The organism is Streptomyces saintjeani (genome assembly GCF_055409605.1).
Genome location: NZ_CP189624.1, coordinates 7,043,635 through 7,066,786, shown reverse-complemented (window position 1 = coordinate 7,066,786; position 23,152 = coordinate 7,043,635). Strand labels below are relative to the sequence as shown.

The 23,152-nt window shown below is 68.9% G+C and carries 20 protein-coding genes and 1 CRISPR repeat array; of the genes, 18 read left to right on the top strand and 2 right to left on the bottom strand.

Features of this window, described 5'->3' with window-relative positions:
- Nucleotides 1-1,489: 1,489 nt before the first annotated feature.
- The 7 genes from casA to cas2e are packed head-to-tail and all read left to right on the top strand — an operon-like array spanning nt 1,490 to nt 10,978.
- Nucleotides 1,490-6,169 (top strand): type I-E CRISPR-associated protein Cse1/CasA, encoded by a 4,680-nt coding sequence (gene casA, locus ACQCO7_RS32170; RefSeq protein ID WP_464075084.1) that lies wholly within the window; start codon nt 1,490-1,492, stop codon nt 6,167-6,169.
- Nucleotides 6,166-6,948, top strand: a complete 783-nt coding sequence (gene casB / locus ACQCO7_RS32165) for a type I-E CRISPR-associated protein Cse2/CasB (RefSeq protein WP_464075083.1) — start codon at nt 6,166-6,168, stop codon at nt 6,946-6,948. Before casA ends, casB begins: the two co-directional genes overlap by 4 nt.
- A gap of 32 nt (nt 6,949-6,980) precedes the next feature.
- Nucleotides 6,981-8,177: a type I-E CRISPR-associated protein Cas7/Cse4/CasC gene (gene cas7e / locus ACQCO7_RS32160; RefSeq protein WP_464075082.1), complete on the top strand. Its 1,197-nt coding sequence runs from the start codon at nt 6,981-6,983 to the stop codon at nt 8,175-8,177.
- The gene (gene cas5e / locus ACQCO7_RS32155) at nt 8,174-8,896 is read left to right on the top strand and encodes a type I-E CRISPR-associated protein Cas5/CasD (RefSeq protein WP_464075081.1); all 723 of its coding nucleotides are present in this window, start codon (nt 8,174-8,176) and stop codon (nt 8,894-8,896) included. The genes cas7e and cas5e overlap by 4 nt, the downstream gene beginning before the upstream one ends.
- On the top strand, nt 8,896-9,618 hold the full coding sequence (gene cas6e, locus ACQCO7_RS32150) for a type I-E CRISPR-associated protein Cas6/Cse3/CasE (protein ID WP_464075080.1): 723 nt from the start codon (nt 8,896-8,898) through the stop codon (nt 9,616-9,618). Before cas5e ends, cas6e begins: the two co-directional genes overlap by 1 nt.
- Nucleotides 9,615-10,619 (top strand): type I-E CRISPR-associated endonuclease Cas1e, encoded by a 1,005-nt coding sequence (gene cas1e / locus ACQCO7_RS32145; protein WP_464075079.1) that lies wholly within the window; start codon nt 9,615-9,617, stop codon nt 10,617-10,619. Before cas6e ends, cas1e begins: the two co-directional genes overlap by 4 nt.
- On the top strand, nt 10,616-10,978 hold the full coding sequence (gene cas2e / locus ACQCO7_RS32140; RefSeq protein WP_464075078.1) for a type I-E CRISPR-associated endoribonuclease Cas2e: 363 nt from the start codon (nt 10,616-10,618) through the stop codon (nt 10,976-10,978). The genes cas1e and cas2e overlap by 4 nt, the downstream gene beginning before the upstream one ends.
- Before the next feature lie 104 nt (nt 10,979-11,082).
- Nucleotides 11,083-13,556: a CRISPR direct-repeat array (repeat unit 29 nt; unit sequence GTGGTCCCCGCGCACGCGGGGGTGTTCCC).
- Nucleotides 13,557-13,626: 70 nt separating this feature from the next.
- Here the strand turns inward: cas2e and ACQCO7_RS32135 are convergent.
- A complete protein-coding gene (locus ACQCO7_RS32135; RefSeq protein WP_464075077.1) occupies nt 13,627-14,451 on the bottom strand; it encodes an MmyB family transcriptional regulator in 825 nt (274 codons plus the stop codon).
- Between the two features lie 425 nt (nt 14,452-14,876).
- Here ACQCO7_RS32135 and ACQCO7_RS32130 point away from each other — a divergent pair, with 425 nt between their 5' ends.
- The 3 genes from ACQCO7_RS32130 to ACQCO7_RS32120 are packed head-to-tail and all read left to right on the top strand — an operon-like array spanning nt 14,877 to nt 17,228.
- Nucleotides 14,877-15,536 (top strand): hypothetical protein, encoded by a 660-nt coding sequence (locus tag ACQCO7_RS32130; RefSeq protein ID WP_464075076.1) that lies wholly within the window; start codon nt 14,877-14,879, stop codon nt 15,534-15,536.
- A complete protein-coding gene (locus tag ACQCO7_RS32125) occupies nt 15,523-16,776 on the top strand; it encodes an MAB_1171c family putative transporter (RefSeq protein ID WP_464075075.1) in 1,254 nt (417 codons plus the stop codon). The genes ACQCO7_RS32130 and ACQCO7_RS32125 overlap by 14 nt, the downstream gene beginning before the upstream one ends.
- 5 nt (nt 16,777-16,781) lie before the next feature.
- The gene (locus ACQCO7_RS32120) at nt 16,782-17,228 is read left to right on the top strand and encodes an NUDIX domain-containing protein (protein WP_464075074.1); all 447 of its coding nucleotides are present in this window, start codon (nt 16,782-16,784) and stop codon (nt 17,226-17,228) included.
- 7 nt (nt 17,229-17,235) lie between these two features.
- Here the strand turns inward: ACQCO7_RS32120 and ACQCO7_RS32115 are convergent, their stop codons facing one another.
- Nucleotides 17,236-18,129 carry a helix-turn-helix domain-containing protein gene (locus ACQCO7_RS32115; protein ID WP_464075073.1) on the bottom strand — a complete coding sequence of 298 codons (894 nt, stop codon included), beginning with the start codon at nt 18,127-18,129 and terminating at the stop codon, nt 17,236-17,238.
- Between the two features lie 324 nt (nt 18,130-18,453).
- Between ACQCO7_RS32115 and ACQCO7_RS32110 the strand changes: the two genes are divergently transcribed.
- The 8 genes from ACQCO7_RS32110 to ACQCO7_RS32075 are packed head-to-tail and all read left to right on the top strand — an operon-like array spanning nt 18,454 to nt 23,131.
- Nucleotides 18,454-18,771 carry a transcriptional regulator gene (locus tag ACQCO7_RS32110; protein ID WP_464075072.1) on the top strand — a complete coding sequence of 106 codons (318 nt, stop codon included), beginning with the start codon at nt 18,454-18,456 and terminating at the stop codon, nt 18,769-18,771.
- Entirely contained in the window at nt 18,768-19,100 is a 333-nt protein-coding gene (locus ACQCO7_RS32105; protein ID WP_464075071.1) for a hypothetical protein, read from the top strand. The genes ACQCO7_RS32110 and ACQCO7_RS32105 overlap by 4 nt, the downstream gene beginning before the upstream one ends.
- Nucleotides 19,101-19,119: 19 nt before the next feature.
- Nucleotides 19,120-19,692, top strand: a complete 573-nt coding sequence (locus ACQCO7_RS32100) for a WhiB family transcriptional regulator (RefSeq protein ID WP_464075070.1) — start codon at nt 19,120-19,122, stop codon at nt 19,690-19,692.
- A gap of 38 nt (nt 19,693-19,730) precedes the next feature.
- Nucleotides 19,731-20,066, top strand: coding sequence for a hypothetical protein (locus ACQCO7_RS32095; RefSeq protein WP_464075069.1), 336 nt, complete (start codon nt 19,731-19,733; stop codon nt 20,064-20,066).
- An 8-nt stretch (nt 20,067-20,074) separates the two neighbouring features.
- The gene (locus tag ACQCO7_RS32090; RefSeq protein ID WP_464075068.1) at nt 20,075-20,863 is read left to right on the top strand and encodes a hypothetical protein; all 789 of its coding nucleotides are present in this window, start codon (nt 20,075-20,077) and stop codon (nt 20,861-20,863) included.
- Nucleotides 20,864-20,865: 2 nt separating this feature from the next.
- Nucleotides 20,866-21,591, top strand: coding sequence for an ATP-binding protein (locus ACQCO7_RS32085; protein ID WP_464075067.1), 726 nt, complete (start codon nt 20,866-20,868; stop codon nt 21,589-21,591).
- A gap of 35 nt (nt 21,592-21,626) precedes the next feature.
- Nucleotides 21,627-22,040: a DUF6195 family protein gene (locus ACQCO7_RS32080; RefSeq protein ID WP_464075066.1), complete on the top strand. Its 414-nt coding sequence runs from the start codon at nt 21,627-21,629 to the stop codon at nt 22,038-22,040.
- Nucleotides 22,037-23,131, top strand: coding sequence for a DUF2637 domain-containing protein (locus tag ACQCO7_RS32075; RefSeq protein WP_464075065.1), 1,095 nt, complete (start codon nt 22,037-22,039; stop codon nt 23,129-23,131). Before ACQCO7_RS32080 ends, ACQCO7_RS32075 begins: the two co-directional genes overlap by 4 nt.
- Nucleotides 23,132-23,152 lie beyond the last annotated feature (21 nt).

The window sequence follows — 23,152 nt, the reverse complement described above, 5'->3', positions numbered from 1 at the left end:
GCGCCGCAGGTTCCGACCTCCACGAGACCGTTCACGAAAAATGTCCCCTGAAACCGCGTTTCCGCAGTTCAGAACAAGAGCAGCCCTGACTCCAGCGGGCGGGCAGAAACCCCGTCCACGCAGGCCGGGTAGACAGTTCAGAAAGTCCCGCCAGTGAGCCCCGACACCAGCAACAGCCACTCATCCCGCCGCGCGCGAGATGGCCCCTGGCAGTCAGCGGCAATCGATACGATCGATAGCCTGACGCCAGAAGATCAATGCACCAATACACCCTTGATCAACAACCGCACTGAAACGCGATGCACGATGCCACACAACTGACACGAGCACTCCATGACCTCATTTTAGCAGATTTAAACCAATTGACCATAATGCCCATTTCTTTAGAAGTAGCGAAAAACGACCTACCGCCCCGATAAAGCCCCAGCTCACGCACTGGTGGTCCCCACGCACGCGGGGGTGTTCCTCTCGACGGTGGCGCTCCGCGAACGGCCGACGGGTGGTCCCCACGCACGCGGAGGTGTTCCCGGGGTCGAGCCGAAGTCGGTTCCCCGCGATTCGTGGTCCCCACCCACGCGGGGGTGTTCCCCCGCTGGTCACGCCAAGCCGGGCGGCTGCCGAGTGGTCCCCGCGCACGCGGAGGTGTTCCCGGCGGTTACTTCGCACTCAACGCGAAGACCCTGTGGTCCCCGTGCCGGCGAGGGGGTGGTCCCGTGTTGACCATGGCGGTGTACTCATCGCCGTAGCTGTCCCCGCGCACGCGGGGATGTTTCTCTTCAGCAGCCGGCTCCAGAGTCGGCGTACTGTGGTCCCCGCACATGCGGGGGTGTTCCAGGCACCGCCTCACGGCTCTGCACCGCGACCTTCTGGTCCCCGCGCACGCGGGGGTGCCCCCTGGGGAACTTCTCTGTCAACGTGGTCCCCGCATACGCGGGGTTGGAGAGATCCCAGTCCCGTCACGCTTCACCAGACCAAACTCAACTGGGGAACTTCTCTTGCAACAGTGCTTTCTGGGAAACGTTCCCGTCATCACTCTGGCGCGGGTAGCGTACCCCTCACGCGCCCCGGCAAGCCGGGGCTCAACGCAAAGATGGGCCGGCCTGTGCATGCCCGCCAAAGGATCAGCACAGGTCCGGCCCGCCCGATTGATCGCAATCGAGACAAGGGAAGTTTACTGATGAGCTCGAACGAAGCAGCAGCCGAACCATCCAGCCCGGCCCCGTTATCCGTCACAGCCGGTCTAGGTGCAGCCGTGATCGCCGCCTGCCCCACAACCCCGTCCCCGCACGCCCCGTGGGTCTGGGTGACTGTCGTGATCATCGTGGTCCTGTCGCTCCGCTCGAAGACGTTGAAGCGGCACCTCGCCTGAATCCAGTCACCCTTGGGGCGGCCGTTCAGCCGCGGTCGAACCGGTCGCCCCTTTCCCGTCTCGGAGGTCCCCTTCTCATCCGAGGGGGACCTCCACCCCGGCGTACAGGAAATGGGAGCCATGCCTGAAGCAGCTACGAATGCAGACTCTTCGGATGTCCTGTTCCCTTGGGAGGGTTTGTCCGCTGCCGCCCGGTCGGTTTGGGCAAAGTCCGACATCAAGTCGGTCAGCTGGCTACCTCTTTGGCGCCACATGTCCGATTCTGGCGCGGTAAGTAGTCGTCTATGGTCGGAATGGCTGCCCCGTTCGATCAAGGAATTGGTGACAGAGGAGTTCCCGGACGGAGAGGACGACGCTCGTAGGCTCGTCCGATTCCTGGCCAGTGTTCATGACGTGGGGAAATCCACCCCCGCTTTCGCCTGCCAAGTCGATTCTTTGGCCGGCTCGATGCGTGACTCCGGACTTGAAATGCCGCTCGCCAAGGATTTCGGGCTGGATCGCGGGATAGCGCCTCATGGTCTGGCTGGGCAGTTGCTGCTCCAGGAGTGGATGGCCGAACGCTTCGGCCTGCGCGGACGGGTGTCGGGGCAGTTCGCGGTGGTGATCGGAGGCCACCACGGCACGTTTCCCGATCATGAGCAGATCCACGACCTCCAGCTCCGTCCTCATCTGATCCGGCACCCCGGACCGAGTGAGGAGGTGTGGCGGCGAGCCCAGTTCGAGTTGATGGACGCGTGTGCGGTCGCGGCGGACGTGACGAACCGGTTGCCGGAGTGGGGAGAGGTACGGCTGTCGCAGCCCGCGCAGGTGGTGCTGACGGCTGTGGTGATCCTCGCGGACTGGATCGCGAGTTCACCTGAGCTGTTTCCCTACGACCCTGAGACGTGGACGCCGGTGGGGCCGGTGAGTGAGCGGCGTCGGCTTGCTGCCGCCTGGGCGGGGTTGGATCTTCTTCCGCCGTGGGCGCCGGAGGAACCCAGTCAGCCAGCCGATGAGTTGTTCGGGCTGCGGTTTGACCGGTTGAAGGACATGGCCGTTCGGCCGGTTCAGACAGAGGCCGTCCGGATGGCCAGGGAGATGCCCGCGCCGGGGATGCTGGTGATCGAGGCGCCGATGGGTGAGGGGAAGACGGAGGCGGCGCTCGCGACGGTGGAGATCCTGGCGGCGCGGTCGGGTGCGGGCGGAGTGCTGGTGGCGTTGCCGACGCGTGCGACGGGGGACGCGATGTTCCCCCGTCTGCTGGAGTGGCTGGAGAACCTCCCAGACATCGGCAGGGCCGGGCATTCCGTCGTGCTAGCCCATGCGAAGGCTGCTCTCAACGATGTGTGGGCGGGCCTTCTGCGCCAAGGACGGCGGATGATCGTCGCGGTCGACCCGAACGACCAGGAGAGGGAGGAACTCGACTCCCGGTCCCGGCACGCGAAGCCTGCCGGGTTTCACGCTCATCAGTGGCTGCGGGGCCGTAAGAAGCAGCTGCTGGCCTCATTCGCGGTGGGAACCATCGACCAGGTGCTGTTTGCCGGGCTGAAGAGCCGTCATCTGGTGCTGCGGCATCTGGCGGTGGCGGGCAAGGTGGTGGTGATCGACGAAGCACACGCGTACGACGCCTACATGGGCCGCTATCTGGACCGGGTTCTGGAGTGGCTGGCGGCTTACCGGGTACCGGTCGTCGTGCTCTCGGCGACGCTGCCGTCGGATCGCAGGCGTGCGCTGGTGGCCGCGTACACCGGTTCCCCGGACAGCAGCGGCGTGGAAACGGCTCCCGATGCTTACCCGTTGGTCACCGCAGCTTCCCCGGGCCACCCGGTACTGACCGCGCGTCCCCCGGCGGCCTCCGGGAGGAAAACTACCGTCGTCGTGGAACGCACGGACGACGACCTGGCCTCGTTGGCGGACCGTCTGGAACGTGAACTCTCCGACGGCGGCTGCGTGTTGGTTGTACGGAACACGGTGGACCGGGTCCTGGAGACCGCCGCCGTGTTGCGGGCGCGGCTGGGGGACGAGGCGGTCACCGTAGCCCATTCCCGTTTCCTCGCGGCAGACCGAGCGGCCAACGACGCCGACCTGCTGCGACGTTTCGGCCCGGACGGCGGTCAACGGCCGTACCGGCATGTCGTGGTTGCCAGCCAGGTCGCGGAACAGTCCCTCGACGTGGACTTCGATCTGCTGGTCACCGATCTGGCGCCGGTGGACCTGGTGTTGCAGCGAATGGGCCGCCTGCACCGGCATATCCGCAACCGGCCGACCCGTCTGGCTCAGGCGCACTGCCTGATCACCGGCGTGGACTGGGAAGCCGCTCCCCCGCAGCCGGTGGCGGGGACGATCGCCGTCTACCGCACCGAGTTCATCCTGTTGCGTTCGCTTGCCGTGCTCGGCCCGTTCCTCGACGGCCAGTCACTCGAACTACCCACCGACATCAGCCCGTTGGTGCAGGCCGCCTATGGTGATCCCTCGCCTGAGGAGCAGCAGCGACTAGAGGATGCCTACCTCTCTCACCAGGAGTTGCTGGTCGAGAAGAGGGAGAAGGCCGGCGCCTTTCTGCTGGACTCGGCGCGACGACCTGGCCGCCCCGTGTACGGGTGGCTGGCGGCCTCGGCTGGCGACGCGGACGACAGCCCTAAGGGCCGTGCCCAAGTCCGGGACAGCGACGAGACGTTGGAGGTCCTGGTCGTGCAGCGGCAGGCCGACGGAAGGCTGACGACCGTACCGTGGCTGTCCGATGACAGGGACGGGAAACGGGGCGGTCTGGAGCTGCCGGAAGACTTCATGCCGAGTCCGCGTGCCTGCAAGGCAGTTGCGGCCAGTGCGCTCACGCTGCCGGGCCGTTTCAGCAAGCCGTACATAATCGACCGAACCATTGCAGAGCTTGAGCGTTTCCTGGTCCCCGCCTGGCAGGTCAAGGAATGCCCTTGGCTGGCAGGGGAGTTGATTCTCGTTCTGGACCCGGATTGTCAGACCTCTCTGGCAGGCTTCGTTCTCACCTACAGCCGCACGGACGGCCTGCGGGTGACGTCCGCTGACGCGATTGCCGCGGACGGACAAACAGAAACGGAGGAAGAGGGTGGGGACGACGAGCAAGTGCCGGACGACCGACGGCTTAGCCAGGAACCCGAGAGGGTCACGGTGAGCGAGGAACCACCCGCGCCGCCGGGGCCGCTCTCCTTCAACCTGGCCGTCGAGCCATGGCTGCCGGTTCAGCGCACGGACGGCACGACCGCGCAGCTCTCGCTCCTCGAACTCTTCCAACAGGCCGATTCCGTACGCCGCTTGGTGGGTGATGTCCCGACGCAGGAGATCGCCCTGCTGAGGCTCCTGCTCGCCGTCCTGTACGACGCGCTGGACGGTCCGGCGGAGATCGAGGACTGGGAAGACCTGTGGCTGTCGGCGGACCCGTTCGCGGCCGTCACGGACTATCTCGCCCAACACCAGGACCTCTTCGACCTGTTCGACGGCAAGCGCCCCTTCTACCAGGTCGCCGGTCTGCACACGGCGAAGCACGAGGTCGCGCCGCTCAGCCGGATCGTCGCGGACGTCCCGGTGGGCGAGGCGTTTTTCACCATGCGCCGTCCGGGTATCGAGACATTGTCGTACGCGGAGGCGGCCCGCTGGCTGGTGCACGCGCACGCCTTCGACACGTCCGGTATCAAGTCCGCGATGGCCGGCGACGACAGGGCCAAGGCGGGCAAGGTCTACCCGCTCGGAGTCGGTTCGCTGGGCCACCTCGGCGGGGTCTTCGCCGAGGGCGCCACCTTCCGGGAGACGCTGCTGCTCAACCTGATCGCCCTGGAGGAGCCGGAATCCGGTTTCAACGACCGGACGGTGAAGGATCTGCCGGTCTGGCAGCGGCCGGAGCCCTTGGGCCCCGGCGAACGCGAGCATGCCGCTCCCACCGGCCTGCGGGACCTCTACACGTGGCAGTCCCGCCGCATCCGTCTGCACGCAGAGGCCGGCGCCGTAACCGGAGTGGTCCTCGGCTACGGCGACCCCCTCACGCTCGCGGCGCCGTGGACGTGCGAGCCGATGTCGAGCTGGCGGCGCAGCGTGATCCAGGAGAAGAAGCAGGGCCGTACGCCGGTCTACACGCCGTTGCGGCACGACCCGAGCCGGGCGGCCTGGCGTGGTCTGGAGGCACTGCTTCCGGCGCGCCGTCAGGCTGCCGACGACGGCCGGCGCGGTGAACCCGACCGCGTCCTGCGCGCTGGAGTGGCCCGCTGGTTCACGAAGGTGATCACCGCGAGCGAGATCCCGGCGGGCACGCTGGTGCGGCTGCGACTGGTGGGCGCGGTGTACGGGACGCAGCAGTCGGTGGTGGACGAGATCACGGACGACTCCGTGGTGCTGCCCGTGGTCACCCTGCACGAGACGAACCGGTTCTACGGCGCGGCTGCGGTCGACGCCGTGAGCGACGCGGAGCTGGCCGTGGTCGCCCTGGGGCATCTCGCGGCAAACCTGGCCCGTGCCGCGGGCACCGACCCGGCGACTCCCCAAGCAAGCGCCCGCGACCTGGGTTTCGGCACCCTGGACGGGCCGTACCGGGCCTGGCTGAAGAATCTGCTCGCCTTCCCCGACCTGGAGACGGCACGCCGGGAGTGGAAGACCACCGTCCACCGCCACCTGCTGCGCCTCGGCCGGCAACTCCTCGACTCCGCCGGCCCCGCCGCCGACGAGGGCCGCCTCACCGACGTACCCGGCCTCGGTATCCGGCTGTTGGATGCCAGCCGCGCCGATCAGTTCTTCCGCCTGCGCCTCCACAAGGTCCTGGGCCCCCTTTCCTCCGAACGCACGGAGAGCGATTCATGAGCACGACAACCAGGACGGCCAAAGCCAAGGACGAGCTCCTTTCCCTCACCGAAAAGGCCGCCCGGAAGACCGTGGAGTGGTTGCAATACGGCTACCGCGAGAACAACGCGGCAGCCGTGGCAGCCGTGGCAAGGCTGCGGCGGGAAGCAGGCCGCGAACCCCACGCCTCCCCGACCAGCTGGGGACTCGACGACCTGGAAGTCCTCACCGAACTCCGCGCGGAAAAGCGGGAGGAGAGCGACGACACCGCGCACTGGTTCGTCTCGCGAAAGCGCCACGAGCGCGAGATGCAGGAGGAGCGCGAGGACCGGGCGGTGCACCTGGCCGTGACCCTGTGGGCGCTTCACCAGCAGTCGGTGCGCGACGAGGCGATGCACGTCCGCGGCTGGTCCCTGGGCCGTGCGGTACGGCGGCTCGCCCAGGAGAAGGGCACGGAGGCCCCCGCGACGGACGACGTTCAGGATGCCGTGGAGAACGCCAACTCCGCCCTGCGTAAACGCTTCGTACGCCTGGGGACCTCCTCCGACATCGACGTCCTGGGCCGCCGCCTGCGGGAGATCGTGCTGCTGCTGCGCGAATCCCGCATCCCGCTGGACTACGGACGGCTGGCCGACGAACTCGACCGCTGGCAGGACGGCGAGCGGCAGGCCGACGTCCGCCGCGCCTGGGGCCGCGAGTTCCACCGCGTGTACCGGACGGCCGCCGCCGATGACGACGAGGAAGCCCAGCAACCGCCCTCCCCTGACGTCGACTTCGTGACCGACGACGCGGGCGAATGACCCCCAGCCGACCGAGAAGAAACGGAATTCCGGTGACCCGCACGATCCTCGACGTCCACATCCTCCAGGTGGTCCCGCCCAGCAACCTCAACCGCGACGACACGGGAACGCCGAAGTCGGCGTACTACGGCGGGGTCCGGCGGGCGCGGGTGTCCAGCCAGGCGTGGAAGCGCGCGACCCGGAAGGCATTTGAGGAACTACTGCCGCCCGGAGAACTCGGTGTGCGTTCCAAGAAGCTCGCCGAGGAGCTGGCGGACCGTATCACCGCCAAGAGCAAGTTGCTTGAGTCCGTAGCCGTCCCCTTGGCCGTCGAGATGCTGAAGACGGCGACCGGTTCCAAGATCGAGCCTGCGAAGCGGAAGGCGAAGGATGGCGAGGACGCGAACACGACGCCCGTCTCCTCGTACCTGATGTTCCTGAGCAGGCGCCAGTTGGACGCCCTCGCCGACCTCGCGATCGAGCACGGCGGCCCGGAGGGGGACGTCAAGCTGCTCACGGACTGGCTGAAGAAGAACAAGGCCGAGGCGAAGAACGCCGTGGACGCCCGGCACTCGGTGGACATCGCGCTCTTCGGGCGGATGGTCGCCGACTCCTCCGACCTCAACGTGGAGGCCGCAACGCAGGTGGCCCACGCCATCAGCGTGCACAAGTCGGACATCGAGTCGGACTACTACACGGCGGTGGACGACCTCAGCAAGGATCACGAACCCGGCGCCGGAATGATCGGCACCGTCGACTTCAACTCCGCGACCCTCTACCGCTACGCGGCCGTGGACGTCGACGACCTGCACCACAACCTCGGTCTCGGCCTCCAGGCGGACGAACCTCCGAGCACCCCGGCGGAGAAGGCGGTCACCGCGTTCCTGGAGGCGTTCATCACCTCCCTGCCGACCGGGAAGATCAACACCTTCGGCAACCACACCCTCCCCTCCGCCGTGATCGTGAAGCTGCGCGACCGGCGGCCGGTCAGCTTCGTCAGCGCCTTCGAGGAACCCGTGCCGCAGGGCGCGAAGGGCGGGTACCTCCGGCAGAGCTGCCAGCAACTCGCCGAGTACGTACCGAACTTCGAGAAGCAGTACGGCATCGAGACGGCACACGACCACAGTTGGGTCTTCCGCGTCGGCAACGAGACCGAGGCACTCGCCCCGCTGGGCAGGCCCGTCTCCTTGAAAACCCTGCTGGAGGAAGTGCGTGCGGCGGTGGCGCAGCGGCTGGGGTCCGGGGCATGACGAGTCGCCCGGCCGGTACGGCGGTGCTGCTGCTGCGGCTCGCCGGTCCCTTGCAGTCCTGGGGTTCGTCGGCCCGCTTCGCCCGCCGGGGCACCGAGAACGCGCCCACCAAGAGCGGCGTGCTCGGCCTGCTCGCCTCCGCCGAGGGCCGCCCGCGCGGTGCGGACCTCACCGACCTGGCCGCGCTGCGGTTCGGCGTACGGATCGACCAACCCGGCTCCCGGCTACGGGACTTCCACACCGCGCACCACGCCGACACGGGCAAGTCCATGCCGCTGTCCGAGCGGTTCTACCTCTCCGACGCCGTGTTCGTGGCGGGGGTCGAGGGGGATCCATCACTGCTGCGACACCTTTACGACGCCGTACGCGCACCACGCTTCCTCCCCTACCTCGGCCGACGCTCCTGTCCCCCTTCTCACCCTCTCGACCTGGGGGAGCCGCTCCCGGACACGGACCTGCGTACGGCCCTCGGCGCGGCTCCCTGGCAAGCGTCCGCCTGGTACCGGCGGCGTGCCCGGAGCGTCACCGCACTGGACCTGCTGATCGACTGCCCGCCCGCCGACGTCCCTCATCTGTCCCTGCGGGACACACCGGTCAGCTTCGACCCCCGCCACCGGCAGTACGCGCTGCGCGGCGTCGTCACCAGCCATGTCGACGTACCCGTGTCCCACGACCCGACCACCAACCTGCGCCCCCTGCCCGCCCCGAGGACCCCCTGATGTACCTGACCCGCTTCCGCATCAACACCGCACGCTCCGGCGCGCGCCGCCTCCTCGGCTCGCCGAACTTCATGCACGGCGCCGTCAACATGGCCTTCCCCGACCCGCCGCCCCGCGACGGGACCGGGCCGCGCGTCCTGTGGCGGGTGGACCCGGCCGCAGCGGGCCGCGCCGACCTGTTCATCGTCAGCCCCGGCCGCCCCGACCTGACCCACCTCGTCGAGGAGGCGGGCTGGCCCGGACTGCCGGAACCCGGCTGGACCACCTTCGCCTACGACGAATTCCTCGACCGCCTCACCAAGGGCAGCACCTGGGGATTCCGTCTCACCGCCAACCCCGTGCACAACATCCGCCGCGATGTGGACTCCCGGGAGGCTCCGACGAAGCGCGCCGCGCACGTCACCCCCCGCCAGCAGATCGGCTGGCTGCTCAAACGCCAGGAGAACGCCGGCTTCGAGGTCATAGAGACCCCCGCCGAGCGCCGTCTTACCGAACACGGCCACCAGCACGAGGTGATCGTCCACGACCGGATGCCGTTGCAGTTCGCCAAGGCCGGTACGGCGAACGGCCGCCCACAGGTCCGCTTCACCCGGGTCACCTTCGACGGCCGTCTGCGCGTCACCGACGCCGATGCCTTCCGCCGCACCCTCACAAACGGGCTGGGCAAGGCGAAGGCGTACGGCTGCGGCCTGATGACCCTCGCTCCCCTCCAGCCGTCATGAGCACCGTCGGCCGGCGCGGCGCCTCGACTCCCCGCGAACTCACCAGGGTCGGCGACAGGGTCTCCTTCCTCTACCTGGAACGCTGCACCGTCCACCGTGACGACAACGCGATCACCGCCACGGACGCGGACGGGGTCACCCACATCCCGTCCGCGACCATCGGCACCCTCCTCCTGGGCCCCGGCACCCGCGTCACCCACCAGGCGATGTCCGTCCTCGGCGAGTGCGGCGCGGGCGTCGCCTGGGTCGGCGAACAAGGCGTCCGCTTCTACGCCGCCGGCCGCGCCCTCACCCGCTCCAGCCACCTCGTCGAAGCACAGGCCACCGCCTGGGCCAACCGACGCACCCGCCTCGACGTCGCCCGCGCCATGTACCGCCTGCGCTTCCCCGACGAAGACCCCTCGACGAAAACCCGCCAGCAGCTCCTCAGCATGGAAGGCCGACGGGTCAGGGACTGCTACCACCGCGAGGCCGCGCGTACCGGGGTTCCCTGGGTCCGACGCGAGTACCACCACGGCGACTTCAGCGCCGGCGACGCCCCCAACCAGGCGGTGACCGCCGCCGCCCAGTGCATGTACGGCATCGCCCACGCCGTGGTCGCGGCACTCGGCTGCTCACCCGGCCTCGGCTTCGTCCACTCCGGACACGAACGCTCCTTCGTCCTGGACATCGCCGACCTCTACAAGACCGACATCGGCATCCCGGCAGCCTTCGACGCGGCGGCCCACGGCGAACAGGACGTCGCCACCCGCACCCGGCGCGCCCTGCGGGACCGCATCAACACCACTGGCCTCCTGGACCGCTGCGTCCGCGACATCAAATCCCTCCTCCCCCACCACACCGCCCCGCCACCGGACGACACGACCGACCGCGTGACCCTCCAGTCGGACGGCGGCCTCCTGATCCCCGGCGGCCAGAACCACGACCGCGCTTCAGCACACAACCCCGCCCCGGAAACCTTCACCACGCAGGACCCCACCTGGGAAGACCCCATCTGGTGACCGTCATCGTCCTCGCCAACTGCCCCGCCGGCCTGCGCGGCTTCCTCACCCGCTGGCTCCTCGAAATCTCCCCCGGCGTCTTCCTCGGCGCCCCCTCCGCCCGCGTCCGCGACATCCTCTGGGAAGAAGTCCGCCAATACCGCGGAAAAGGCCGCGCCCTGCTCGCCTACCAAACCAACAACGAACAAGGCTTCACCTTCGCCACCCACGAACACGCCTGGCACCCCACCGACCACGAGGGCCTCACCCTCCTCCACCGCCCCACCCAACAACCACCCACCACCAACCCCACCCCTCCTGGCCCACCACGCCAGGGCTGGAGCAAGGCGGCCAAGAGACGAAACTTCGGGAACCGGTAAAGGCAATCCCCCCTCAACCCACCACCCCGAGAGGCGATATGTCCGTTTCTCAAGAAGTAAGCAAAATCCGCCTCCGCTCCAGATAAAACCCCAGGTCGCGAACTGTGGTCCCCGCGCACGCGGGGGTGTTCCCGGGGCGTGGCGTCCTACGCGGCCGTGGCCCCGGGTGGTCCCCGCGCACGCGGGGGTGTTCCCTCCAGAACTGGGTCTGTGACGACCCCGACATCGTGGTCCCCGCGCACGCGGGGGTGTTCCCCGGGTCATGAAGCGATTCGGCCTCACCAAGGCGTGGTCCCCGCGCACGCGGGGGTGTTCCCGACCAGCCGATGGACTGGAAGGTCCCGATCGGGTGGTCCCCGCGCACGCGGGGGTGTTCCCGCGGTCGCGCTGATCACCGGGGGATCCGCGTAGGTGGTCCCCGCGCACGCGGGGGTGTTCCCCCGGTCGGCGTCGCCGGGTCCTCCTTCCTGGAGTGGTCCCCGCGCACGCGGGGGTGTTCCCTCGACGAAACCCTGCTGAAGCCCCCGCTTGAAGTGGTCCCCGCGCACGCGGGGGTGTTCCCGGGCATGCGCTGGGGAGAGATCGTCGGCCTGAGTGGTCCCCGCGCACGCGGGGGTGTTCCCCGTCCGGTAGTCGAAGATGCCGGAGCTGGAGGGTGGTCCCCGCGCACGCGGGGGTGTTCCCCGGAGGGGACAGCCATGCGGCGACTTCAGTTCGTGGTCCCCGCGCACGCGGGGGTGTTCCCGGGGCGGAGACATACGCGACGGACGACGTACAGTGGTCCCCGCGCACGCGGGGGTGTTCCCGTGGTGGCGGTCATGATGGGTTCCTCCTGTGGGTGGTCCCCGCGCACGCGGGGGTGTTCCCATGCCCTTCGTCTGGGTGTTCACCTCGGTCCGGTGGTCCCCGCGCACGCGGGGGTGTTCCCTGCTCTTCCCCCCGGGGAGGTGTCCGGAGGTCGTGGTCCCCGCGCACGCGGGGGTGTTCCCCTTGGTGTACTTGTTCGCGGCACCGCCGATCCGTGGTCCCCGCGCACGCGGGGGTGTTCCCTGATGCCCGCCGCAGTCGCGCTGTGCTTCGCGGTGGTCCCCGCGCACGCGGGGGTGTTCCCGGTGCCGTCGTTCCCAAACCGGCCGTCCTCCCGTGGTCCCCGCGCACGCGGGGGTGTTCCCGTACGATTGACTGCATGAACGAGAAGAGGCAGGTGGTCCCCGCGCACGCGGGGGTGTTCCCTCTCCCAGACGCTCTGCCAGCCCAGATTCTTCGGTGGTCCCCGCGCACGCGGGGGTGTTCCCCGTGCGCGCCGGGCGGGGGTTGAAGGGGCATGGTGGTCCCCGCGCACGCGGGGGTGTTCCCCGCAGGTCAGAGGCTTGCGAACAAACGACCGAAGTGGTCCCCGCGCACGCGGGGGTGTTCCGGCGAGCAGGAACGCGCGGCCGTCCTTGAGGCCGTGGTCCCCGCGCACGCGGGGGTGTTCCGATCGACGAGATCACCGGGTACTACCTGGTCGGGTGGTCCCCGCGCACGCGGGGGTGTTCCCAGTGCATCGATGTGCTGGGCCTCGGTCCTGTAGTGGTCCCCGCGCACGCGGGGGTGTTCCCCGCGAACTGCTGGACCTCGCGCAGCGCAAACCGTGGTCCCCGCGCACGCGGGGGTGTTCCCGACGACACCCGTGCACATCCCACCCCGACCGTGTGGTCCCCGCGCACGCGGGGGTGTTCCCCCGACCGCCTGCCCCGGGCCCACCCACCCCGTGTGGTCCCCGCGCACGCGGGGGTGTTCCCGCTCGTCTCGGACATCGCGTACTGCCCGGCGGGTGGTCCCCGCGCACGCGGGGGTGTTCCCTGGAGCTGCTGGAGCAGGAGCTGGCGGACCGGGTGGTCCCCGCGCACGCGGGGGGTGTTCCCTCTGAGACCCCCCGTGGCGAGACCTCCGCAACGTGGTCCCCGCGCACGCGGGGGTGTTCCCTCGCCGCTGACCGCGACCAGGCGCAGCTTCGGGTGGTCCCCGCGCACGCGGGGGTGTTCCCAGTCCGGCGATTCCGTCGCTGATGGCGGCCGTGTGGTCCCCGCGCACGCGGGGGTGTTCCCTCACAGCGCGCTTCTCCGGCACGGACATCGCAGTGGTCCCCGCGCACGCGGGGGTGTTCCCCAGCGCGCGCGAACGCGACGCCGTGACCGACAGTGGTCCCCGCGTACGCGGGGGTGTTCCCCGCCCGTCGTGCTTCGCGGAGCCGAAGTCGTGGTGGTCCCCGCGCACGCGGGGGTGTTCCATGACCTCGACGATGCGTCCCCGTTTCGGTTTCGTGGTCCCCGCGCACGCGGGGGTGTTCCCGGGTGGGAGCTGACGTCGCTGTCCAGCGTGGGGTGGTCCCCGCGCACGCGGGGGTGTTCCCGAAGCCGCCCTCTCAAGGCGCTTCGCGTTCGGGTGGTCCCCGCGCACGCGGGGGTGTTCCCGGCGTCTGATCCGTTGTCCGGTTCACCCGGCGGTGGTCCCCGCGCACGCGGGGGTGTTCCCGCCCGCTTCGGCCTTGAGGACTTCGGCCCGGGGTGGTCCCCGCGCACGCGGGGGTGTTGCAGGGGGTCAGAATCTGAGGGGAATCAGGCGCAAACCCTCCGCATCGGACCACAAAGCAGTCGAAGCTCGCCTCACTCCAAAGGCACCAGTTCCGCAGGCGTCAGCGCCACCAGTCGGTGGTTCGGCAACTCCAAAGGCTCCAACACAAGAATCCGCACAGTGAACTCTTTGCCCCCATATAGCGGCAGGTGAAGGCGCCGAGGCGAGCTGGATACCGGGTACGTCATGGTCGGCAGGTCGGCGTCGTTCCACATTTTGCGGGCGGTCGGATCGAGCCGCACCTTCTCGATGATTTCCTGAAGCCGTTCGTCATACGGCCACTTCTCCGCATGAACCCGAAGTGCCGCCATCGAGGGCAGCGCCCAGGATTCCCGCCAGTCGATGAGCTGGGTGCGCGCCTCCGGGGAGGTCAGGACCCATTCCACGACGTTGGCCCCATCCGCCATCCAGGGGAAGTACTCCTGGATCTTCCTGTTGCAGGCGAGGAGGTCCCAGCGGTGGTTGCTGAGGTAGATCCCCCACGTCGGGCTCTGCTCGACGAGGGACAGGAGGTCCGGGGACAGCTTGGGAGCCGGCGGTCCGAAGTGCGTGACGTTCGGCGCCCGGCCTCGGACGGTGTTGTAGACGATGTCCCATTCGTCGGCGTCCAGGTCGAGGACGTGGCGCACGGCGTACAGGAAGGGGTCGCTGTAGTTCCCCGGGCGTCCCGCTTCGAGGTTGCCGTACCAGCGCCGGCTGACGCCCGCCAACTTCGCCGTCTGCTCCTGGGTGATGCCGCGGGTTAACTTCACGCCGAACAGGGCGCTGAACCCCGGTACGTCGGCAGTGTCGCGGCGTGCGCGGGCCTGGCGCAGGATGCGCGTGATGAGGAGCCGCCCCTTCCCTCCACCTTCCATAACGTTCATATAACATCCAGGGCTAGGGTGTGCGTCACAGATTCCCGCTGGTCAACATCGTCGGCCGCCGTCGAGATGCAGCGCACCACCCTCTACTTTTGGGTGAGTTGAAGCACCGCCAGGGCCGCCCAGAAAAGAGTTGAATCGGAAATTACCCGATTATGGGAACTACCAGTTCCCCTCTCCAGGATAAGCGGATGCTGTGAATCCTGTGCTGTTCCTGATCCGGTCGTAGTCTCACCGATGCCGGGCAAACCCCCACTACGGCCCCGTCCTGCTCGGCTCGCGCACGCAAAGGATCCTCATGTCGCGCTCCGTTCCGGCCGTCACAGGCTTCAGAGGAATACCGTCCTCCATTATCCTCGAAGTCAGCGCATACCGCAGAAGTTCTCCCAACGGCTTTATCTCCTCGTTCTGAGTCACCCATGGAGAAATTCAGCACGCCCGGCCCGGACAGTCCCAAGCGCCAGACCCTGCGTTCCGACGGCCGGTGGTGGAAACGAGCGGCCGAGTCCGTGCGCAGGCACCGCGCGGCGTCAGCGGCCCGGCGTGAACTCCGTGAGGAGTGCCGCTCCCGGCTCGCCGGTATGCCGATCCCGAAGCCGTTCACCCTGGACGGCCTGATCGCGGGTATCGAAGCCGAGCGGGGACGCCGCATCAAGCTGGTCCCGGTCCCGGACCACCTGCTGGCCAACACGGACGTCTGCGGCCTGTGGCTCCAGCTCGACGACGTCCCGGTGGACCTGATCCTGCACCTGGAAGGCACCACACCCTTCCACCGCCAGCGGATCATCCTCCACGAGCTGGCCCACATCTGGTGCGACGACACCACCGAGGCGAACTTCGAGGAACTGGCCCGCCTGCTCCCAGACTTCCCGCCCGCCACGCTGCGCCGCCTCCTGACGAGGGGCCGGGTGATGGCCCGCCACCGCTACGACTCCCCGGCCGAACGCCGCGCCGAGATGCTGGCCGACCTCCTGCACCACGAGGCGTACGCCACCGACCACATCGACGACCCCACCCTGCGCCACCTCGCCGAAGACCTCACCCCCCACACTTCCCGGAAGCACCGTGTCCGTTTCTGACTCGATCGCCACCTTCATCCTCGCGCTGCTGCTCCTCCAGGCCGCCGTCCGCCTCCCCGGCGCCCTGCGCGGCCGGCGCCGCAGCCGCTCCCTCTCCGGCGCCTTCATCGCCTTCGCGATCGCCTGGTGGCTGCGCACCGACCTCGGCCGCACCGTCGTCGACCCGCTCGGCGTCAACGACCTGCCGACTCTGCTCAAGCACGTCCTAGCGATCGCGGGGATCTGCGTCCTGCTGATGTACGTCTGCGACGTGTACGCCGAGGAGGACGCCTCCGCGCGTCACATCAGGATCTCCGCGCTGGTCCAGCGCGCGACCGCGTACGCCTCGGTGGCCACGATGGTGTGTATGACGGCTGTCTTCTTCCTCGTCCTCGACCGCTCGAAGACCGGCAAGGACAGCCCGTACTTCATCGGCCGCCACATGGGAGACCCCGGCCTCGCGCTCTACATGGGCCTCTTCTACGCGTACGTCGTCGCAGCCGCGCTCGTCTGCGCCTACCAGTGGGGCCGCGCCGCACGCCGCGCCGGCCATTGGTCCCTGCGCACCGGCCTCACGATGATGGCGGCGGGCATGACGCTGATCGTCGTGTACGCCGTCATGCGTACGGTCTTCCTGAGCGTTGCGACCCTGCACCCGCTCCCGGCCCGCGACCTGGCCGACCAGGAGCACATCACCGACACCGTCCTGTACGCAGGTTTCCTGCTGTGGCTCCTCGGCTCGATCGTCCCCGCACTCCGAGCCCTCCTGACCCGCGTCCGCAGCACCCAGGCGATCGTCAGGCTCCACCCCCTCTGGCGCGACCTGGCCCTCGCGGTCGACGGCATCGCTCTGTACCAACCCGCCGCCCTGCTCCGCGGTCACCGCGCCGCCGCCCCGCTGAGCACCCTGCGCGACGTCCTGTCCCACGGCGCCACCCCGCAGGTCCGCCTGGGCCGCTACGTCACCGAGATCCGCGACGCCACGCACGAACTGCGGCGTCGTGCCCCCGCCGACCTGTATGAACGCGCCGTCCGCTTCGCCGAGGCCCAGGGGCATCGCGGCGCCGACGCCGACGCGACGGCCGAGGCGTACTGGCTCAAGGCTGCGCTCCCTGCCGCCCGGCAACCGGCCGGAGCACCGACCACCTTCCGGACAGCTGGCGACGGCTTCGACACCGAGGTCTCCTGGCTGATGCAGGTAGCCCGCGCGTACCGCCGCACCGACTTCACCCTCGTCCCGCTCCCCGACCCCGCAAAGTGATGACCATGAGCACTCTGACCGCCTCCGCCGCCGCCGTGTTCTTCAACCGCGACGGCGAGGTCCTGATCGTCAACCCGACCTACAAGAGGTACTGGAACCTCCCCGGCGGCGCGGTCGACATCGACCAGGACGAACCGCCGTACGACGCCGCCGTCCGCGAGGTGCGGGAGGAACTCGGCATCGCCCCGCCCATCGGCCGCCTCCTGGTGCACGCCTGGATCACCATCCCCGGCGTCGGCGCCCAGGTCCTCTACGTGTACGACGGCGGCATCCTCAACGCCGAGCAGCAGGCCGCGATCACCCTCCAGGAATCGGAACTGAGCGAGTACCGCTTCTGCGCACCGCGCGACCTGGGACCGGACCTGATCCCCCCGCACCTCGACACGGTGTGGCAGGCCGTCATCACGGCCCACGCGGAACGCCGCCTCGTAGACGTGACCGTACGTCTCTAAACAACACCTATGGACGGTCGGGCTGTGCCTTCGCCTCCGCGCGGGCCTGCTCGACCTCCTTGCGGATGAACGACAGCAGATCCGCCGAGAGCCCTTCCTTCTCCCCACCGCGAGCGGCGATCGCCGCGAACTCGCTCTTCAGCAGCCACGTCCCCGCGATGATCCGCTGCACGTTGGCATCGTCGGACCAGATCAGCGGCGTCGTGTCCAGCGCCTCGGCGAGCGCGCCGAGCACGTCCTCCGACGCGGTGGTCACCTCGCCGGTACGCAACTGACGTACCGACTCCTCCGTCAGAACCTGAGTGCCGGTCCGGCTGTTGCCTTCGGCCGCAACCTCCGCGTCTGACAGGGGAGTTGGGAGACGTTCGACGAGATAGGTGATCTTCTCGGCCAGGGTTTCCGGCAGCTCCGCGGGAACGCTCCCCAAGAGAGGGGAGGCGTCGGCCCCTTCCTCCATGCTCTCCTCAAGAACCTGCCCGTTCGCCTTGGCGATGGAGCGGTCCTCCGCCTTCCGCAGCTCCTCCACGGTCACTCCGTACCGCGCGGCCAGGGCCTGGACGTACTTCTCCTTGAGCCGCCGCTCCCCCCGCTCGGCTCCCGCCACCGGCCCGGCACTCTTCATCCCGATGATCGCGGGCGTCTCGTACTGGAAGAGGCCGGCGTCGCAGCGGAGGTCCGTGAGGTCGGGCAGTCCCGTGCGCGGGAAGAGTTCGTCGAGGGGACGGCCGAGTGCGCGGGCGAGAGCCGGCAGCTTCTCGGGGTCGGGGGCCGTGAGCCCGGTCTCCCAGCCGGCCACCGTCGAGTCCGCGACGCCGACGGAGGCGGCCACGGCGCTCTGCGGAATGTCGGCGGCTCGCCGCACCGCGCGCACGCGACCCCTGTCGAAGTGTCGAGCAGCCATCGGACCTCGTTTTTTATCCAAGCAGAGGAACCATCTGCTTGTTGATATTCCTCGGAAACTGGGATAGCTTCAGCTTAGCGAAAAACCGGGGTTTCGCACACCCCGGCCTCGCCCGACTCACGTGTGCCCGCAGGCCACGGAGCCGGACCGGACGTCGCGCGCATCGCGCCGTCCTCCCAAAACAACACCGGCGTCCGGGAGTTCGCACCTCCCAGACGCCGGACGCAATGACCTGGGCCTTCGCACGGTCCAGGTCACCGAGAAGGCCGCCCCGTGTCCCTCGCACGGCACCACCGGGACGGCTACCACGTGAAGGAGTGTCGCATGGCTTCCGCCATGGGCTGCAAGTCGGGCATCTCGACGCCCGACCCCACCATCGCGAACCGGCTGGCCGGCCAGTTGTCGGCCCTGCTGCCCGGGGTCGCCGCCGTGGACGTACGCCTCCAGGACCCCCGTACGCCGTGGCCGCACCTGCGGTTCACCGCCGTCGACGAGCAGCAGAGGGCCGTACACGTCCCCCGCGCCAAGGCGCTCACCATCGCCCGCTGGCTCATCAGGTCCTTCCCTCAGGCCGGCTGGGCGACCCAGCCCATGCGCTTCGACCTGCGTACGGCCGTGCTGAGCGGACGGGACGCGCGATGACGACGGCGGACACCACCGAGCTGGCCGCGCTCCACGGGCTCGCGGCCGTCGTACGGATGCTCGCCCGCACCGACGACGTCGCCGAGACCAGGCTCCACCTGGGGTACGACGAAGCCGCCAAGCGCCTGAACATCCCCGAAAAGTGGCTGCGTGAGCGGATTTCCAGCCTTCCTCACCGGAAGCTCGGAAAGTTCGTCCAGTTCACCGAGGAAGACCTCCGATCCATATCTGAAATGCATTTCGTCCAGCCGCATCAGCGCGCGACGCGGGAAGAGAGTCCGGACCTATTGGCCATACGGCCCTCCGCACGCTCCCGCCGACGCACCTGATCACCTGGACACAGACGAAATGAACAGCACGATAAACGCCCTGATCGAATCGGCTCGGCAGGGTGAGTGGGCACCCCTGCTCGAAACCGCCCGCGAAGTTCCGGGAAAGAACTGGCCCGAGAAGGCTCTCTGCTCCGGACTCGACTTCGAAGACGACTTCTTCCCGGAGTCGGAACACCCATGGAGCGACCCCGACCAGATACGGGAGTCCCACGCGGACACCCTGAGGCTGCCGCTCGCCCTGTGCTCCGCCTGCCCCTTGTCCGTCGCCGCACGCTGCCTGGTGGACGCGCTGCGGTATGAGGACCGGTACGGCATCCGAGCCGGTCTGCTGGCTCCGGAACGCGAAGATCTCCTCAGCCTGTGGAAAACCCGCGTCAACGCCGAAGCGGTTGCGGCAGTGCTTCAGGGTGTTACCACCCTGCTCAACTCAGCAGAACGCGCAGCAGTGATCGCGCAAGTGGCTGAAGATCCTGAAGTCAACGCCCATCTCGCCGCGCGAGGTCTAGGGATTCCGATCAAGTACCTGTGGCAATTGGTACGCGAGCAAAAGAAGCGCTCCGTCAATTCCCCCCTTCCTGAAGCGGCATAGACACGCTTCATCGAATCCCCTTTCACGAGAGCTTCCCCATGCCCAACAGACTCAGCCGGGCTCTGCGCGCGTTGGCGCCGGACGCCGTCTTGATACGCGTATTCCCCAAGCGGCAAGGAATGGTCCACCTCTACGGAGCGGACTTCTTCATGCTCCTGTTCTCTCAGGACGTCGAAGACCAAGCCGCGCGGCTCGTACGTCAGCACTTCGGCGACACCGTCGACTGGCGGCTCCCTCACGACTTCCACGTGCCCACGGGCCGCCTCTACCTCACCCCGCACCCCGACCGCGTGGGGTACGTCCCGGAGGACGACCGGTCGTTCGGGATGCGGGACGAGCGGTACGTCGCCATGGCGCACGGCGGCGACCGGTGAGCGCCGCCATGACGGAGCTGGTGTGGAGCCGCTCGCAGGCCAAGCGGGGGTCGCTCCTCGTGATGCTCGCCCTGGCCCGTGAGGCGGACGACAGGGGGTGGGTCTCCCTGTCCCTGGAGCAGATCGCCAAGCTCGCCCGGCTGTCGGCGCGGGCGGTCACCAACTGCCTCCCCGAGCTGTCGGCGCTCGGGGAGCTGAGCTACACGCCGGGTTCGGGCCGGGCCGTCACCAACCGGTACTCCCTGCTGCTCGGCACGTCGGACGCCCCTGACCAGGAGCGGGAACCAGGAAGTGGCTTCCCAGAAGGCATTACCGAAACCAGGAAGTCTGAGCCGGAAACCCCGAAGTCCCTGCCAGGAAGCCGGGAAGTTTCTTCCGTGCATCGCGGTGCTGGTAGTACTCCCGTAGGGAGTACTACCTCTTCAGAACAGCAAGCTGGCTTGCTTCCTCCCCGTACGGCGCCGACGCGAGCGGACTCCGTCCCGGCAGGTGCCCGGGATCTCGTCGCCGCTCTCACGAACGCCGGGATGGTCGTCGGCTGGCGGCTCACCGAGGACGAGTGGGCGCGGGTAACAGCCTTGTCGGCGCGGTGGGGTGCCGAGCGGCTGGTGGAGGTCATCTCCCGTCGCTGGGACCCCGGCCGTCCCCCGCAGTCCGCGCGCTATCTGCTGCGCATCTGGGACGACCTCCCGAGTCAGGTCCCGGCCCACAACGTCGTCCCCCTGCGGCGCGAGTCCGGCGGCTGGAAGCCGTACCGCAACCCCGCCAGGGCCAGCGCCTACCAGAACGGATTCTGACCATGCCCGAGCCTCAACTCGCCTTCCAGGCACGGTCGGTGCGCCGGATGGAGCAGATCCTCGCCGCGAAGGGGATCTCTCTGATGCCCGACGGCGACTCCTCGCCGTCCGCCGATTCCGGTCCGGGCAACCCACGCTGGCACCACGACGCCCGGGTCGAGTACGCGCTCACCCGCTGGGAGTCGGCGACCCCGCCCCGGTTCCGCGACGCGCAGGCGACGCTCCCGGAGGTACGGGCCTGGGCGGACCGAGCGCTCGACGACCCGTCCCGCGCAGGAACGCTTCTCCTCACCGGCCTGACCGGCACGGGCAAGACGCATCAGGCGTACGGCGCGCTGCGGCACGTCGCGAGCGGCGGTCCCGACCGGTTCGAGGTGCTGGCGGTGAACTCGGCCGACATGTACGGCCGGCTGCGTCCCAGCGCGGTGATGGGCGCCTCGGAGCAGGAGCTCAGGCGGCTGTCGACGGTGCAGTACCTGTTCCTCGACGACTTCGGGACGTCGAAGACGTCGGAGTGGACGGAGGAAATCACCTACCGGCTGATCAACCACCGCTACAACCACTGCCTCCCGACCGTCATCACGTCCAACCTCCCGGCCCGTGACGCCGACGGCCCCGACCTGACCGACTTCGTGGGCGACCGGGTCGCGAGCCGCCTCGCCGAGATGGTCACCACCCTCGTCCCGATGATCGGCGACGACCGGCGCCGGACACGAGGGGCGGCATGAACCACCCCACCTCCCCCGGAAAGACCTCCCCTCCCATGCCCCACCACCCCCTCATGCTCGCCGCCGCCTCAAAGCTCGTCAGAGCGGAGCAACTGCGCTCCGCGGCCCGGACGCAGGCGTTCCACACCTGGGGCGCACGCGCGGCCACGGCGGCATCGAAGCACGCCCGGCAGCTCCTCGGCGACGAGGCCGTGACGCTGAAGTGGGAGGCCCTGGGCGTCCTGCGCCTGGACGACCTGCTCCAGGCGATCGCGCCGCTGGGCACGGTCGCCGGGCAGCACCTCGAACTCCACTACAGCGGCGACGACAAGCAGGGCGAACGGCTCGCGCTGCGGCGCTCGTGCACGACGTGCCCCGCCCAACACCTCGACGACGTCGACTCGCTCGAACACCTCGGCCGGCTGCTCGCCCGGACCCCCGCGTGGCCGTCCCTCAAGGAGCAGGCGTGAACACCCCCGACAGCCCGCGCACGATGTCCGCCTGGGACCGCGCGGCGATCGTCCTGCTCGGCGCGGCCGGCTTCGCCTTCTCCTACGACGCGCTCCGGCAGGTCGCCCTCGCGATCCACGCGCGGCTGATGCTGTCCTACCTCTTCCCGGTCTTCGTCGACGGGTTCATCGCGTACGGCGTCCGCGCCCTCGTGCTGCTGCGCAACAGCGGATTCGGCGCGCGGCTGTACACGTGGGTGCTCTTCCTCGCGGCCACCGGATCGAGCCTGTGGGCCAACGCGCTCCACGCGATCACCCTCAACCGCACCCCGCAGACCGGCCCGTCCGGACCGTCCCCACTCCACCTCGGGGACAACGTCGTCGGCGTCCTCTCCACGCTCGCGCCGCTCGCGCTCGCCGGGTCCGTCCACCTCTACATCATCATGGCGCGGACGGCGGAGTCGTCCGTCCCGGACCGAACGGGAAACCGTCCGGGACCGGTCCGCAACTGCGTGAAGGTGGAGTTCGGCGTCACGGAAACGGCAGGCCGTCCACACGGCCAGGACGCCGGGGAACGCTCCGCGATCCCGCCCGTTCTGCCTCCCGCCCACGAGCGGACGGACAGCGCCCCAACGCCGCCGTCCAGCGCTGGACCTGCGATTGTGCACCACCCGGCCGACCGGGAGACCGCCCCCTGCGCAGCCCGGGAACACGAAGCGCAGCCAGAGTCCGGACCACAGGAGTCACCCGTCCCGGACGGGAAAGCACCGCCCTCCGACCCAACGGATCCGACCCGCGCGGTCGACCAGGAACCGGCGGCGCAACAGGACACCGGCCTTCATTCCGACGACGAACCGGTCCCCGTCCCGGACGAAGACGAGCCTCCGCAGGACCGCGAACCAGAGGACGACTGGATGAGGGACCTCCTTCCCATCGCACGGGACGCCGCCCGGACCGCCGGACGGATCAGCCGCGACGCCATCAAGGACGCGGTCCGCGCCCACCAAGCCGTCGGCAACGACAAGCTCGGCGAGCTGGTCGCCACCCTCAAGGACGAGGAAGCCGCCGCCCAACGCCTGGCTCCCCCAGACTCGTCCCGGCCGCTCTGGTGACCAGCGCTTCCGGAGAGAATG